The sequence below is a fragment of the Gorillibacterium sp. sgz306347 genome (assembly GCF_059735245.1).
In genome coordinates this window covers 94570-108972 of sequence record NZ_JCAPET010000010.1, presented here as the reverse complement: position 1 = coordinate 108972, position 14403 = coordinate 94570, and the positions used below count along the sequence as shown (strand labels likewise).

The 14403-nt window shown below is 58.6% G+C and carries 12 protein-coding genes; 7 read left to right on the top strand and 5 right to left on the bottom strand.

What is annotated here, in order from left to right; genetic code table 11:
- Positions 1-165: 165 nt before the first annotated feature.
- Entirely contained in the window at positions 166-1626 is a 1461-nt protein-coding gene (locus AC6I6H_RS07950) for an aminotransferase-like domain-containing protein (protein ID WP_497953207.1), read from the bottom strand.
- Positions 1627-2045: 419 nt separating this feature from the next.
- Here AC6I6H_RS07950 and AC6I6H_RS07945 point away from each other — a divergent pair, with 419 nt between their 5' ends.
- Positions 2046-2672, top strand: a complete 627-nt coding sequence (locus AC6I6H_RS07945; protein ID WP_497953206.1) for a LysE/ArgO family amino acid transporter — start codon at positions 2046-2048, stop codon at positions 2670-2672.
- Positions 2673-3559: 887 nt separating this feature from the next.
- On the opposite strand, the gene AC6I6H_RS07940 is transcribed toward AC6I6H_RS07945, so the two are convergent.
- The gene (locus AC6I6H_RS07940; RefSeq protein ID WP_497953205.1) at positions 3560-3649 is read right to left on the bottom strand and encodes a putative holin-like toxin; all 90 of its coding nucleotides are present in this window, start codon (positions 3647-3649) and stop codon (positions 3560-3562) included.
- A 257-nt stretch (positions 3650-3906) separates the two neighbouring features.
- Between AC6I6H_RS07940 and AC6I6H_RS07935 the strand changes: the two genes are divergently transcribed.
- The 3 genes from AC6I6H_RS07935 (at position 3907) to AC6I6H_RS07925 (ending at position 7449) form a co-directional block, all read left to right on the top strand.
- Positions 3907-4929, top strand: a complete 1023-nt coding sequence (locus AC6I6H_RS07935; RefSeq protein WP_497953204.1) for a LacI family DNA-binding transcriptional regulator — start codon at positions 3907-3909, stop codon at positions 4927-4929.
- A gap of 251 nt (positions 4930-5180) precedes the next feature.
- Positions 5181-6089, top strand: coding sequence for a polysaccharide deacetylase family protein (locus AC6I6H_RS07930; protein WP_497953203.1), 909 nt, complete (start codon positions 5181-5183; stop codon positions 6087-6089).
- Between the two features lie 31 nt (positions 6090-6120).
- Positions 6121-7449: an MFS transporter gene (locus tag AC6I6H_RS07925; protein WP_497953202.1), complete on the top strand. Its 1329-nt coding sequence runs from the start codon at positions 6121-6123 to the stop codon at positions 7447-7449.
- Between the two features lie 259 nt (positions 7450-7708).
- Here AC6I6H_RS07925 and kduD read toward each other — a convergent pair whose 3' ends face one another.
- The 3 genes from kduD to kduI all read right to left on the bottom strand — a co-directional run bounded on the left by kduD (position 7709) and on the right by kduI (position 10123).
- Entirely contained in the window at positions 7709-8461 is a 753-nt protein-coding gene (gene kduD / locus AC6I6H_RS07920; protein ID WP_497953201.1) for a 2-dehydro-3-deoxy-D-gluconate 5-dehydrogenase KduD, read from the bottom strand.
- Entirely contained in the window at positions 8458-9231 is a 774-nt protein-coding gene (locus tag AC6I6H_RS07915; RefSeq protein ID WP_497953200.1) for a DeoR/GlpR family DNA-binding transcription regulator, read from the bottom strand. Before AC6I6H_RS07915 ends, kduD begins: the two co-directional genes overlap by 4 nt.
- A gap of 61 nt (positions 9232-9292) precedes the next feature.
- Positions 9293-10123 carry a 5-dehydro-4-deoxy-D-glucuronate isomerase gene (kduI, locus tag AC6I6H_RS07910; protein WP_497953199.1) on the bottom strand — a complete coding sequence of 277 codons (831 nt, stop codon included), beginning with the start codon at positions 10121-10123 and terminating at the stop codon, positions 9293-9295.
- 630 nt (positions 10124-10753) lie between these two features.
- Between kduI and AC6I6H_RS07905 the strand changes: the two genes are divergently transcribed.
- The 3 genes from AC6I6H_RS07905 to AC6I6H_RS07895 all read left to right on the top strand — a co-directional run bounded on the left by AC6I6H_RS07905 (position 10754) and on the right by AC6I6H_RS07895 (position 14318).
- Positions 10754-11842, top strand: coding sequence for a GntR family transcriptional regulator (locus AC6I6H_RS07905; protein ID WP_497953198.1), 1089 nt, complete (start codon positions 10754-10756; stop codon positions 11840-11842).
- A gap of 69 nt (positions 11843-11911) precedes the next feature.
- Complete coding sequence (gene araD / locus AC6I6H_RS07900; protein ID WP_497953197.1) at positions 11912-12619, top strand: L-ribulose-5-phosphate 4-epimerase; 708 nt, start codon at positions 11912-11914, stop codon at positions 12617-12619.
- Positions 12620-12644: 25 nt separating this feature from the next.
- Positions 12645-14318: a ribulokinase gene (locus tag AC6I6H_RS07895; protein WP_497953196.1), complete on the top strand. Its 1674-nt coding sequence runs from the start codon at positions 12645-12647 to the stop codon at positions 14316-14318.
- Positions 14319-14403: the final 85 nt, after the last annotated feature.

The window sequence follows — 14403 nt, the reverse complement described above, 5'->3', positions numbered from 1 at the left end:
GTTGCGCCGGGTTATAGTGACCTTCAACTGCTGCACCGTTGTTTTTCTTCTCGCCACCTCGTACTTCACAACCCCGGCCCACCCGGACACTCCCTGAACATCCCGAACACCTCGTCCGGCAGCCGCAACCAAACCTTTTACCGCTTCGCCCCGGGGCCCCCTTTTTTACCGTTTCGCTTCCAGGCTCCCTTTTTTCACGATCTCCGCCAAACGTCCGATCCCTCTATCCAGCTCATCCTCTTCGGCAAAAGCGTACGAAAGCCGCAAGCAATCCGACGCTTCCCGGTCGTACAGATGCCCCGGATTCAACAAAATCCCTTGCCGCAGCGCCTCTTCAAAAAGCCAGCGGACCGGCGGAGCATCCTTCAGCCGGACCCACAAATAAAAGCCGCCTCCCGGCACGGTCCACTCCGCAATCTCCCCAAAATGCCGCTCAAGCGCAGAGACCGCAGCGGCCCGCTTTTCCTTTAGCGCTCGGCGCACGTTTTCCAGATGCGCTTCGTGATGCCCTTCGCTCAGCCAGCGGACGGCCAAGCTTTGGGAGATGGAGCTGGCGCCGTAATCGGTCTGCATTTTGACATCCGCCAGCCGCTCAATAACCGGCTGCGGTCCGGCCAGCCAACCGATGCGCAGACCGGGGCTGACTGTTTTGGACAGGCTGCCCAGGTACAGCACATTTCCTTGCTGATCCATCGCTTTTAACGGGCGAGGGGCGGGCTCGTCCAAAGCCAGCTCCCGATAGACATCGTCCTCCAGAACCGGCAGGCCGATTTCCGAGCAGGCTTTCACAACATCCAACCGGCGTTCCTCGCTCATCGTGATTCCGGTCGGATTGTGAAACGTCGGGTTGGTGTAAAACAAAGCCGTCCCGCTTTGCCGGGCCGATACCCGAAGCAGGGAAGACCGGACGCCTTCCTGGTCCATGGGGACGCCGCGCATTTTCATGCCGGCTGATTGAAACACGGCCAGTGAGTTCAAGTAAGACGGCTGCTCATGTAAAATGGTTGCTCCGGGCGGAAGCAGCCCGACTGCCAGCAGCTGCAAGGCTTGAAGCGCACCGGAGACGATCAAAATGGAGGCGGGGGATACGGTAATGCCGAAGCGCCCGAGCCTTCGCGCAAGCTCTTCTCTCAGCGCTGGACTGCCGCCGGGTTCCTCATAGCCGAGCGAGAGCGCTTCGTCCGGCAGCCGGCGCAGCAGCCGCCCGATTTCCCGGCTGGGGAGCAGCGATGGCGACAGCTCGCCGGTGCCCAGCCGCAGGATATCCTTGCGCGCTTCGGCCCGGTTGATCTCGCGGATGGCGGGTAGGTTGGGCCGATGGATTCCTCCGCTCACATAAGCGCTCCAATCCGGCCGGGGACCCGTAGTCATCGCTCCCCATGTCGCATTGACTACGCGCGTGCCTCCCCGCGTGTTCCCTTCAATCATGCCTGCTGCCGCAAGCTCGTCCAAAGCGGCCACGACGGTGCTCCGGTTCACGCCGAACGCTTCCGCCATCCGCCGCTGCGAAGGGAGCCGGGTACCGACGGGCCATTCTCCTTCGGCGATTTTCTGCTTCAGGTACGCTTCAATTTGCTTGGGAAGGGAAACGATGGAGTTTCGGCTTGGCTGCCATTGATCGGTCATGAGCCTCTCTCCTTTTTTGGATTGCGGATCGCTGCTCTTATTGTACCAGAAACCGTCTGTTTGGTTGGTTGCGAAACCGTCCAATTGGCTGGTGGCAAATGCCGGGTCCTGCTTTACAATAAAAAAGCCGATGCAAAAAGGCGGGCCATTAAAGTGGAATAGGCTGCGTGAGTTGTTCGTTCGCGGGTAGCCATTGCCGGCGAAACAAACAGGAGCCGGATCTAGGAAGCATGCCAGAGCGTGCAGCAGGAAACGAAAAAATTGCTCATGAATGCCGTTTCACATAGCGGAGTCAATTTCGTAACAAATTTCTATTAGAACGTTGAAAGCCGCCATGTGAAAGCCACGCAGAAAGATATGCTATACCGAACCGCATGACAACTGAGGATAGAAAAAGAGAGCCAAAAGGAGAGACAAACATGATAGCCGCCGCGTTTCACGGATTTTTGCTGGCATTCGGCTTAATTCTTCCATTAGGGGTGCAAAATGTTTTTATTTTCAATCAAGGAGCCGCCGCGCCGCGTTGGATTCGCTGCCTGCCGGTGGTGCTGACCGCTTCCGTCTGCGATACCCTGCTGATTTTGTTTGCCGTTTACGGGATGTCCTTTGCCGTTTTATCGTTGGAGGGCGTCAAGACTTGGCTGTTTGCGGCGGGAACCGTTTTTCTCGTTTACATGGGGTACTCCATTTGGAAAACCGAGCCATCCACGCAAACCGGGCCGGCAGCGGACGGAGAGTCTGTAAAAAGCTTTTCGGCCCGGAGGCAGGTGCTCTTTGCGCTTTCCGTCTCCCTGTTGAATCCGCACGCCATTCTAGATACGGTCGGGGTAATCGGAACGAGCTCGCTGCGTTACGGGGGAGGAGAAAAGCTGGCTTTCGCGGTCGCTACGGTTGCAGTTTCCTGGCTTTGGTTTACAGGCTTGTCCCTGGCAGGTCGCGCCGTGGGAGGCTTGAAGAGCGCTCTCGCAATCCGGCGTCTGATCAACAAACTGTCCGCGCTGATCATCTGGGGGCTGGCAGGTTACATGCTTTATTCACTTTTGTAGGCAGGCAATGTTTTACCCTTCACGAAAATAGCTCCGTCTCAAGACCGGCGCTTGACGAGCAGGAGAGCCAAATAGAGATAAATGTAAATATTATTGTAGATTTCATACAGCTGGGCCCCGTGACGTTAAAGTGCTTGTGCGGCATTGAGGCTATCTGGAATTTTTCATTAGAAACCTTAGGCAAATGGAGCCGCTGTCTCTCTCATCATCCGATGAACTACGCGGCCAATGCTGGACACTGGGACGAATGATGCAAAAATGCATTATTCTAGGAGACAAATAGAGGGATGAGCCAGATAATGCTGCGATTATGCAGCATTATCTGGCATTTAGGGGGATTCTGGCTGTGAACCAACAATATATCCTGCATAATCGCAGCATTTCCGGAAAAAAGGGCTCCGGGTCGGGATAATCCTGCATTATTGCAGGATTATGCGGATCAGAAGTAACGCAGCCCGACTTGAGCTGGCTTTTAACAGCCGGAGCCGACCGGTGACCAGCCGGAAAACCAGCGGACGAACCTGTATCGCTCCAGCCAAGCGACCAGCCAACGAACCAGTCGAAAACCCGCCGACGCCCCCAAACAAACCGGCCAGAGAAGCAGGCGGAAAATCGCCGACGCCCCGTCAGCGAACCAGACAACGTACCAAGCGACGCCCCCGCCCACAAACTGGGCAGTGAAACCGACTCGAACCAGCCAACGAGCCCCCCGACGAATCAACTTACGTGCAAGCCAAGGAAACTATCCTGCGAATCAACTAACGCGCTGGCCAACGAAAACCGGCCCCGCGCAAAAAGAGCCGGCATCTGCCGGCTCCCGCAATAGCCGCTCTGGGGCGTTGACCGGTGACAGCAGCATGCCCTGAATTCTGAAAATTCGCGTCACGTTATTTTTTCTTATTGAAGGAAAGTATGAGGAGGATAAGTGTGGCGAATGAGATCATAAGGGCGAGGGCGTCCTTTACCTCCACGGGCATCACCCCCTCCCGGAAGGGATGTCCGCCCCGGAAGCTTATCTACTGCTGCTAGTATTATATGAACCGCGTTTCCTTTGATAGAGCAGCGGCTGTCTCTGCGGGCTGTCCCATTTTTTAAAGCGCCCGAAAAGCGGCTTCCTCCCACAACCGGCCATCCGAAAAAAGGAAGCTTGTGCCGCCCCGGAAGGTCAGACTATAATATAGTAAAAAGTTAAAGCGCTTTAACTTTCGTTATGCGCCTGCGGGAGGAGGAGAACGTGCGTCCGGAAGACAATGAAGGAACAAAAGCCAGCATATATGATGTGGCGAGGCAGGCGGGGCTTTCGGTGGTGACGGTATCCCGCGTGCTGAACGGAGCCGGCTCCGTTCGGGAAAAAAACCGGGAAAAAGTTCTTCGCGCGATCAAGCAGCTCGGGTACCGGCCCAATTCGGCCGCGCGCACGCTGGCGAAGGGGAGGACAGGCATTATCGGGCTTTTGCTGATTACCCTGCAGGATTCTTTTTTTGATTCGGTTGTGATGGAGATACATACCGCTCTGGAACGGCGAGGTTACTATACGGCGGTTTCCGTTTCCAGGGGGCTTGCAGAAGGCGAGGGCCATTATCTGCTGGACGAAGACCGGGTTGACGGCATCGTCCTGCTGTCTCCGCTGGGGGAAGAGCGCTACGTGGCCGAGCTGCGCCGCCGGGGCATTCCTTACGTTCTGGTCGACAACCAGAAGCCGGAGCTGGACAAGCATTCCGTGGTTGCGGACAACCGGACAGGCGGCTATTTGGCGGCTCGCCATCTGCTGGAGCTCGGGCATCGGAGCATTGCCTATCTCGGAGGAGAAGAAATGTTCCGCAGCACGGGCGAACGGCGCATCGGTTTTCTGCAAGCAATGCAGGAGGCGGATGCAAAGCCGTTCGAATTGGCTCAAGGCGAATATGACGCCGGCTTTGGCGTCCGCACCGTACAGCGCTGGCTGAAGGAAGGGATGCTGCCGACCGCCGTTTTTGCCGGGGACGATTACATCGCCGTCGGGGTCATCAACGCCTTGCTGGCGGCGGGGGTGCGCGTACCGGAGGACGTGTCGGTCGTCGGGTTCGACGACCAGCCGATCGCTTCGCAGCTCGTCCCCGCGCTCACGACCTTTCGGCAGCCGGTCCGCCGCCTGGGGGAAAAGACGGTCGAGCTGCTGATGGCCCGCATCGAAGGCGCGGAGGAGCCGCCCCCTGGTGGGCCGCTCCTGCCGGAGCTTGTCGTACGGGCTTCGACAGCCCCGCCGCCCGGCCGCTGACCGGGCTGGCAGCTCGCAATAGCCAGCTAAGGGTCGGAAATGGAGCAGCAGAGAGAAGGCGCATGCTCCGGAGGGCCTTCGCGCTGACGACGCACGGCCGTGCTGTAAACAGAAGACGGAGCAGCGGGGAGAAGGCGCAAGACTCTCGGAGGGCCGCCGTATTGGCGGGTATCCTTCTTCATATAAAGCCGCTGCACCGCAACGCATATCTGCAAAAGGAAGCAGCTATCAACAGAAAGGGAGATGGACGAATGAACACGGCGGAAGCATTGGGGTACGGAAGCACCGATCGGCTATTGCTTGTCAACGCGGATGATTTTGGGATGTGCCATTCCACCAACCTTGGCATCATGCAGCTGCTCGAAGAAGGGGCGATCTCTTCCGCAACCGTCATGATGCCCTGTCCCTGGGCGAAGGAAGCGGTCGAATGGGCGGCCGGGCATCCCGGGGTCAATGTGGGCGTGCACCTGACTTTAACCAGCGAATGGGAGCGTTACAAGTGGGGGCCGGTCACGCGGAATGCGGATATGAGCAGTCTGGTGACGGAGTTCGGGCATTTTCCCGACAATTGCCTGGAAGTGGAGCAGAAAGCCGATGCGGAGCAGGTTCGGCTGGAGCTAGTCAATCAGCTGAAGCTGGCGCGGCGGTTCGGCCTTGACCCCACCCACCTGGACAACCACATGGGCAGCGTGTACGGCCTCCAGACCGGACGGAACTTTCTGGATCTTGTTTTGGAAATCTGCCGGGAGAACGGCCTTCCGTTCCGGATGCCCCGCACCACGCGCGGGGAAGAAATCGCGCCCGATTCGGATGATATGGCCCAGGCGCTGGCACGTTTTGCCGACGAGAAAGGCGTTTTTATCCTCGACTACTTGACGGGGCTGCCGTTTTCGACGGAAAAACCGGAGAGCTATGAAGAAATGAGAGGGAACATGGCCCAGCTGCTCCGCAGTCTGAAGCCCGGCGTCACCGAAATCATCATTCATCCATCCCTCGTCACGGACGAGCTGAAAGCGATCAACCCCCACTGGGAACGCAGGGGGATGGAATTCGAGCTGTTCCGCGATCCCGAAATCCGCGGTCTGCTGCAAGAGGAGAACATCCGCCTGATCCGCTGGTCGGAGCTCCGGGACGCGCAGCGGAAGCCGGCACGCGGATAACGTTACGTACGACTTGAAGGGGGAATAAGGCATGGGGGCGAACGCAAGGGAGTTACAGGCGCTGGACAGCCGGAAAAAGGTCGCCTACAGCGCGGGCAATTTGTCGGTCAATTTGTTTTCCCAGGCGTTTGCGACGTACATCGTGTTTTATTACGTGGACGTGCTTGGCGTGGAACCGTCTTTGATCAGCCTGGCGATGGTCATTCACGGCATCGTGAACGCCGTGCTGAATCCGTTGATCGGGTATGTTTCAGATCGCACGGAGAGCCGCTGGGGCCGGCGCATTCCGTATATGCTGTTCGGCATCGGCCCGCTCGCCGGGGTGTTTGCGCTTCTCTGGTTTCCACTCGCCTCCGGGCCCGCGCTGTTCTGGTATTTTTTGATCGCGGTGCTGCTCTATGATGTTCTTTTTGTCGTCGTGGTGCTGAATTACAGCGCCCTTTTCCCGGAAATGTTTCTGACGATCCGCGACCGCACCACCGTTTCGTCCTGGCGGCAAATGTTCGGCATTATCGGCATGATCGCCGGCGTCGCTATCCCGCCTCTGCTGTACGATCAGCTGGGCTGGGGGTCGATGGGATTGATTTTCGCGGTGCTCGGGGTGGCGGTTTTCCTTGTCATGCTGCGCGGCTGCGAGGAGCGGGTGCGCAAGCCGGCGGCAGGCATCGCGTTTTTCCCTGCGCTTCGGTACACCTTCCGCAACAAGGCGTTTGTGACGTTTGTGCTCGGCAGCTTTTTTGTCCAGTTCACCTTTGCGCTGCTGACGGCCGGGATTCCGTTCTTCACGAAATACGTGCTGAAGGAAGCGGATACGGCCAACACCCTTTTGCTCGGATCAATCTTTGTGACGGCGATCCCGATGGTATACGTGTGGGGGAAGCTTACCCGTCGGGTCGGCCCCCGAAAAGCGGTGATGCTGGCGACGATCCTGTACGCGGCGGCCTTGTCCTCCTTCGCGGTCGGTTCAACCGTTGCGTTTGCGATTGCCGGAGCCGCGGCCATCGGCCTCAGCCTGGCGGGCCTTCTGGTGCTGCTCGATGTTTTGCTGTCGGAGGTTATTGACGAAGACGAAAGGGTCACCGGGGAGCGAAGGGAAGGCATGTACTTCGGCATGAACGGCTTTGTGGTGCGCTGGGGCGTTTCGCTCCAGGCGATCATCCTCGGCTTTGTACTGGAGCAAAGCGGGTATAACGCCGATGCGGCGTCCCAACCGGACACGGTGGCCGCCGGCATCCGGCTGATGCTGAGCGGGATTCCGATCGCGGCGCTTGTGCTGGCGCTCGTCTGCTTCTGGCTGTTTCCGATCCGGCAAAGCCGGGGCGAGGCGTCCGTTTCCGCGGGTGTTCCGGGGAAAGGGTAAAGAAAAGCAGCAATTCCTTGCAGAGCGGTCGGAAAATGAAAAGTGACTGCTCGTTTGTAAAGTTTAAAAACAGACTATTGTCGAGAGTGAATGGAAACCGGACCGGCAGGAGGCAATCCCTGCGCGTCCGGTTTTTTGTTGGTTTTTCTAAACGAGCTGTCTGCAACAGGCAGGCGCACCCGGAACTCGGGAACACAAAAGAGGTTGTCCCGGCCGCATTTGACCTGGGGACAACCTCCTTATAATGCCTGCCTCCGCCTCAGCGGGCCATCCAGCCGCCGTCGACACACATCACGTGGCCGTTCAGATAATCGGACGCAGCGGACGCAAGGAAAACCACGGGGCCTTTCAGGTCCTCGGGCAAGCCCCAGCGAGCGGCCGGAATCCGGTCGGTGATCGCCTGCGTACGGGCTTCGTCCTCCAGAATCGGCGCCGTGTTGTTGGTTTTCATGTAGCCCGGCGCGATGGCGTTCACCTGGATGCCCTGCGAAGCCCATTCGTTGGCGAGCGCCTTGGTGATGCCCGCGACGCCGTGCTTGCTCGCCGTATAGCCCGGCACGTTAATGCCGCCCTGATACGAAAGCATGGAGGCGACGCTGATGATTTTGCCGCTGCCCCTTTCCAGCATATGCCGTCCGACGAGCTGGCTCAGGAAGAAAACCGATTTCAGGTTCAGGTCGACCACGTCGTGGAAATCCTGCCAGCTGTGCCGGGCGGCGGGCGTCCGCCGGATGATCCCCGCGTTGTTCACCAAAATGTCGATCCGCCCGAACGCTTCAAGCGCGGCGGAGACCACGCCTTCCAGCTCCTCTTCGCGGCTCAGGTCGGCAGTAATTTGCATCGCTTTGCGTCCCAGGGCTTCCGCCGCAGCTACCGTCTCGTCGCTTCCCGTATAGGAGACGCTCACGATGTCGGCGCCCGCTTCTGCGAGGCCAAGCGCCATTCCTTGGCCAAGCCCGCCGGAAGCGCCGGTTACAAGCGCCGTTTTACCTGTCAAATCGAATACGTTCATCGGTCATCCTTCTTTCCTGCAATTTCAATGACGGCGCCTGCCTTGCGGAACCGTTCGGCTGTTTCATCCGGCAATCCGCTGTCCGTCAGGATAGCCGCGACATCGGAGAGACCGGCGAAGGTCCGCAGGGCGCATTGCCCGAATTTGTGATGGTCCGCCGCCAGATAGGCGGTTTGGGAGGCTTCCAGCAGTGCACGCTTGAAATCGAGCAAGTCCCCGGTATAGAGGGAAAATCCGAATTCCTCGTGCACCCCGGTGGCGGACAGAAACGCTTTTTGAATATTCAGCATGCGCACCGCCGAAACGGCTTCCGGCCCGGTCAGCATATTCCGCACCCGGCAGCCTCCGGGGACGACCAGCCGGATTTCGTGTTTGGCCGCCAGTTCGCCGATGATAAACACATCGTTTGTCACAACCGTCAGCGGCGCATTGTCCAGCCGCCGGGCGATCTCCAGCGTGGTGGTGCCTCCGTCGAGAGCGATGATGTCGCCTTCCGCGATGTGCCGGAGGGCGAGCTCGGCGAGCTCATGCTTCTCCTCGCGATGCTTCAAAGGAGGCACTTTGGCGGATAAAATACCGAGCTGGTCGCCCTGGGCCAGCATGGCGCCACCGTGGATGCGGAGCAGCAATCCTTTTTCCTCCAGCTTGGCCAGGTCCTCGCGGATGGTTTTGCCGGTTACCTCAAGGGCGCTGCTGATCTCCGCCACACTCAATTCTTTTCGCTCCAGCAGCATTTCCATGATGGCTTCGTGTCTGCGCAAAGGGTTCATTTGGCTTCATCCATTCCTGACCGGTTCAAGTCATGTTCGTTGTCTTGCGTCGCGGCTGTTTTTACCGCATGTCCGTGATGGCTACGCCGTCCATATCGTCAAACGCCTGGTTTTCCCCTGCCATGCCCCAGATAAAGGTGTAGTTGGATGTCCCGACGCCGCTGTGGATCGACCAGCTCGGGGAAATGACGGCCTGTTCGTTTTGCACGACGAGATGCCGGGTTTCGGCCGGGTCGCCCATGAAGTGAAAAACGGCGCTGGACTTCATATCAAAGTAGAAGTACATTTCGGACCGGCGGTTATGCGTATGAGCGGGCATGGTATTCCACATGTTGCCGGGCTTCAGCATCGTAAGGCCCATCACCAGCTGGCAGCTTTTGATCCCGTTCTCATGGATATACTGGTAGATGGTCCGTTCGTTGGACGTTTCCAGGCTGCCGAGATGGCGCGGATTGGCATCGCTGATCGCGGCTTTTACGGTAGGGTAGGTTTTGTGCGCCGGAACGCTGTTGAAATAGAACTTGGCCGGCTGGTCCGCCTGCTCGCTTGCAAACAAGACTTCCTTGGCGCCAAGCCCGACATACAGGCAGTCCTTGGCGCCCATCTCGTAGCTTTCCCCGTCCACGGTTACCGTGCCTTTTCCGCCGATGTTGATAATCCCGAGCTCGCGCCGCTCCAGGAAAAAGTCGGCGCCCATTTCCTTTTTATCCGCGTCCAGCTTGAGCGTCTCCTTGACCGGCTGCGCTCCGCCGATGATAAAGCGGTCGACATGCGTGTAAACGAGCGTAACCCGATCGGGAACAAAAACGGTCTCTACCAAAAAGCTGCCGCGAAGCTCCGCCGTGTCCATCTTCTTCACTTGATCGGGGTGATTGGCATAACGGATTTCCATTGTGTACACTCCTTTGTTTAAATGTGTTCATATAAGTTCATTTAGGTTTAATTTACCTCAAAAAGCGGCCGAGCGCAATGGACCGCCTTGTTTTTTGCCTAAGCGGAGCGCAATATGAGAAAATGAAAGTTAGCTTGACGTTATGGCAAAGCACGGTTTGGTTACTATTGTCTGTTCTCCATATCTGTTTTCCAAACGTAAACAGCGAAAGATGTACGTACATCAAAGATTTTGTTACTATGAAAATAAAATAAACGGGTGAAACCGGCGGGCAGGCAGAGTACTTGTAGTTACTTATGGAAGCGCACCAAATAAAAATACAATCCAGGTGCACGGTTTGGATTGCAGAAAACTCTATTAACCGAGTGGGCGGAGGGCCCGGATCGTTCTGCAGAAGCATCAGCGTTCGCCTTTGTTTTCGGGGGCTTTCTTCTGCTTATATTCAATCGGGAGCCTCCAAAAACAACAGCGATCGAAAGAACGATCCGTAGGCCCGCAGTCTGCCGGTTTTTGAATAGTTTGTTTAATCCGAAAAGTGAAAATCCGAATTGTTTTTTTAATTTGTTTGCTTCCAAAAGAACGATCCGCAAGCCCGATGGTTTTCACCGCACCCGCGAAAGGAAGCGCCTCATGCCCAAATCCGAACCGAAGCACATCCGGCTCAAAAAAGAAATCGCCGCCCGCATCGGCTCCGGCGAGCTGAAGCCCGGCGACATGCTGCCTCCCGAATTCGACCTCGCCGGACAATACGGCATCAGCCGCCAGACGGTGCGCCAGGCGATCGGTGCGCTGGTCCAGGAGGGCCGCCTGCGCCGCGTGCAGGGCAAAGGCACGTTTGTCAACGAAGCGGCGGCGGAGCCGAAGGACCTGCAAACCATCGGAGTCGTCACGACGTATATCTCCGATTATATTTTTCCGCTGATCGTACGGGGGGCCGAAGCGGCACTGCGCGAAAAAGGCTACCGGCTGCTCCTGGCCAGCACGGACAACGACAAAACCAAAGAACGGGAATGCCTGGAGAGCATGATGAGCCACCCGCTGCGCGGCCTCCTGATCGAGCCGACCAAAAGCGCCTTGGGCAACCCGAACCTGCCCTACTTCCTCGAACTGGACAACCGGGGCATTCCGTATCTGATGCTGCATGAGCGGTACGGCGAGCTGACTTGCCCGGCCATCAAAACCGATGATGAGCAGGGCGGCTTTCTGGCGGCGGACCATTTGCTGAAGCTGGGCCACAGGCGAATCGCCGGCTTTTTCAAAACGGACGACATGCAGGGCGTGAACCGGCTGAAAGGCTTTATTCGCGCCCACCGGGAGCACGGGACGGAGCTGAATCCCCGCTTTGTCGTGCAGTACGACACCGAAGCCAAAGGGGAAAAACCGTTTGAAACGGCTTATGCCATGCTGGAGCAAGAGCACGACCGGCCGACGGCCATTGTGTGCTACAACGACGAGCTGGCCGTCCGGCTCCTGGAGGCGGTCCGGCTTCTCGGCTTGTCCGTGCCGGAACAGCTTTCGCTGGTGAGCTTTGACGACTCGTTTCTGGCCACCGCCACCGAAGTCAAGCTGACCTCGCTCACGCATCCGAAGCTGGACATGGGCGTACAAGCGGCCGACCTGCTGTTAGCCATGATCGAAGAACCGGGAGCCCCCCGGGAAGACCGCGTATACAGCCCGGAGCTTGTTTTGCGCACGTCCACTTGTCCGCCTTTTGCCTGAGGAAAGAATAGTTATTGTTGAAATGTACGTACAAGTGTAAAATGAATGAGAAGGGAAGGAGGCAAGCAAATGCTGGAGCTGTTGAAAGAAACCGTATGGGCGGCCAACCTGGAGCTGCCCCGGCACGGACTGGTGACGTTTACGTGGGGAAATGTAAGCGGTATCGACCGGGAGAGCGGGCTCGTCGTCATCAAGCCGAGCGGAGTGGAATACGAAGCGATGAAAAGCGGAGACATGGTCGTGGTGGATTTGGACGGGCAAGTGGTCGAAGGGCATTACAAGCCGTCCTCGGATACGCCGACCCATCTGGCGCTGTACAAGGCGTTTCCGCAGATCGGCGGAATCGTCCATACCCATTCCTCCTGGGCGACCTCCTGGTCGCAGGCCGGCCGCGGCATTCCCGCGCTTGGAACGACGCATGCGGATTATTTTTACGGGGAAATTCCGTGCACCCGGCCGATGACGGAAGCGGAAATTCAGGGCGCTTACGAGCTGAAAACCGGACATGTGATCATCGAGACGGTAGAAGCGCGGCAAGCCGGTCCCGAGACCGATGCCATGCGGATTCCGGCGGTGCTGGTCCACGGCCATGCTCCGTTTTGCTGGGGAACCGACCCGCATAACGCCGTGCACAACGCGGTCGTGCTGGAAGAGGTGGCCAAAATGGCGTACCGCTCCTATGCGCTTAACCCCTCGCTGAATCCGATAGACCCGTCGCTTTTGGACCGTCATTTTTTGCGCAAGCACGGAGCAAACGCGTATTACGGACAAACCTGAGTGGATGGAGAAAGGGGAACCGGAAATGAGCAAAAAGTATGCGATCGGAATCGATTACGGGACGGAATCGGGCCGTGCGGTGCTGGTCGATCTGGCGGACGGTACGGAAGTAGCCGAGCATGTGACGCCTTATGCCCATGGCGTTATCGACGAGGAATTGCCCGGCTCGGGCGTCAAGCTGGAGCATGACTGGGCGCTCCAGCATCCGGGCGACTACCTGGAGGTGCTGGCGCGTTCCGTTCCGGAAGCGCTCCGGCTGTCGGGCGTCGACCCGTCGGACGTAGTGGGCGTCGGCATCGATTTTACGGCCTGCACCATGCTGCCGGTGGACGGGAAGGGCGAGCCGCTCTGCTTCGATCCGGCGCTGGCGGACAACCCGCACAGCTGGGTGAAGCTGTGGAAGCACCACGCCGCGCAAAGCGAAGCCAACCGGATCAACGAGACGGCGGAGCGGAGAGGGGAAGCGTTTCTGCCTCGATACGGCGGAAAAATATCGTCCGAATGGATGATCGCCAAGGCGTGGCAGATCCTTGACGAAGCGCCCGAGCTGTACGAGCGGGCGGACCGGTTTGTCGAGGCGACGGATTGGGTGATCGGCCAGATGACCGGGAACCTGCTGCGGAACAGCTGCACGGCGGGCTACAAATCGATCTGGCACAAGCAGGAAGGTTATCCGAGCCCGGCGTTCTTCGCCGCGCTGGACCCGCGGCTCGAAGAGCTTGCCGCAACGAAGCTTCGCGGAGACGTGGTGCCGCTTGGCACGAAAGCGGGCGGCCTTACCGAGGCCATGGCGGCACGGATGGGACTCAGGCCCGGCACCGCCGTGGCCGTCGGCAACGTGGACGCGCACGCGGCCGTTCCGGCCGTCGGCGTGACCGGCCCCGGCAAGCTCGTGATGGCCATGGGCACCTCCATCTGCCATATGCTGCTCGGCACGGAGGAAAAGCCGGTCGAAGGCATGTGCGGCGTGGTGGAGGACGGCATCATCCCGGGGTATCTCGGCTATGAAGCGGGGCAGTCGGCGGTCGGCGATATTTTCGCCTGGTTTGTCGAGCAGGCTGTTCCTGCTTCCGTAAAGGAAGCGGCCGAGCGGGAAGGCACGGACGTTCACACCTGGCTGGAGAAGCGCGCGGCCGCATACCGGCCGGGCGAAACCGGGCTGCTCGCGCTCGATTGGTGGAACGGAAACCGTTCGGTGCTGGTTGATACGGATTTGACGGGGGTCATTCTCGGGCTGACGCTGCTCACGAAGCCCGAAGAGATTTACCGGGCGCTGCTGGAGGCGACCGCCTTCGGCACCCGCAAGATCGTCGACGCCTTCCATATGAACGGGGTCGAGGTCAACGAGCTTTACGCCTGCGGCGGCCTTCCGCAAAAAAACCGGCTGCTGATGCAGATTTACGCGGATGTGACCGGCCGGGAGATCAAGGTCGCGGCCTCCAAGCAAACGCCCGCCCTCGGAGCGGCGATGTTCGGCGCCGTGGCGGCGGGAGCCGGAAACGGGGGATACGACACCATCGTGGAAGCGGCCGAAAAAATGGCGCGGGTCCGCGAGGAATCCTTCAAACCGATCCCGGAGAATGTTGCCGTATACGAAAAGCTGTATCAGGAGTATACGCTGCTGCACGATTACTTTGGCCGCGGCGCGAACGACGCCATGAAGCGGCTCAAAAAAATCAAGGCCGACGCCCAGAAATAAAGGGAGCCGGCCGGAAGTCATACGGAGAGCCCGGCCGATTCCGCCGGGCTGCAGGCAGGCGTTCCGCACTCGCGCGGGCGCCTGT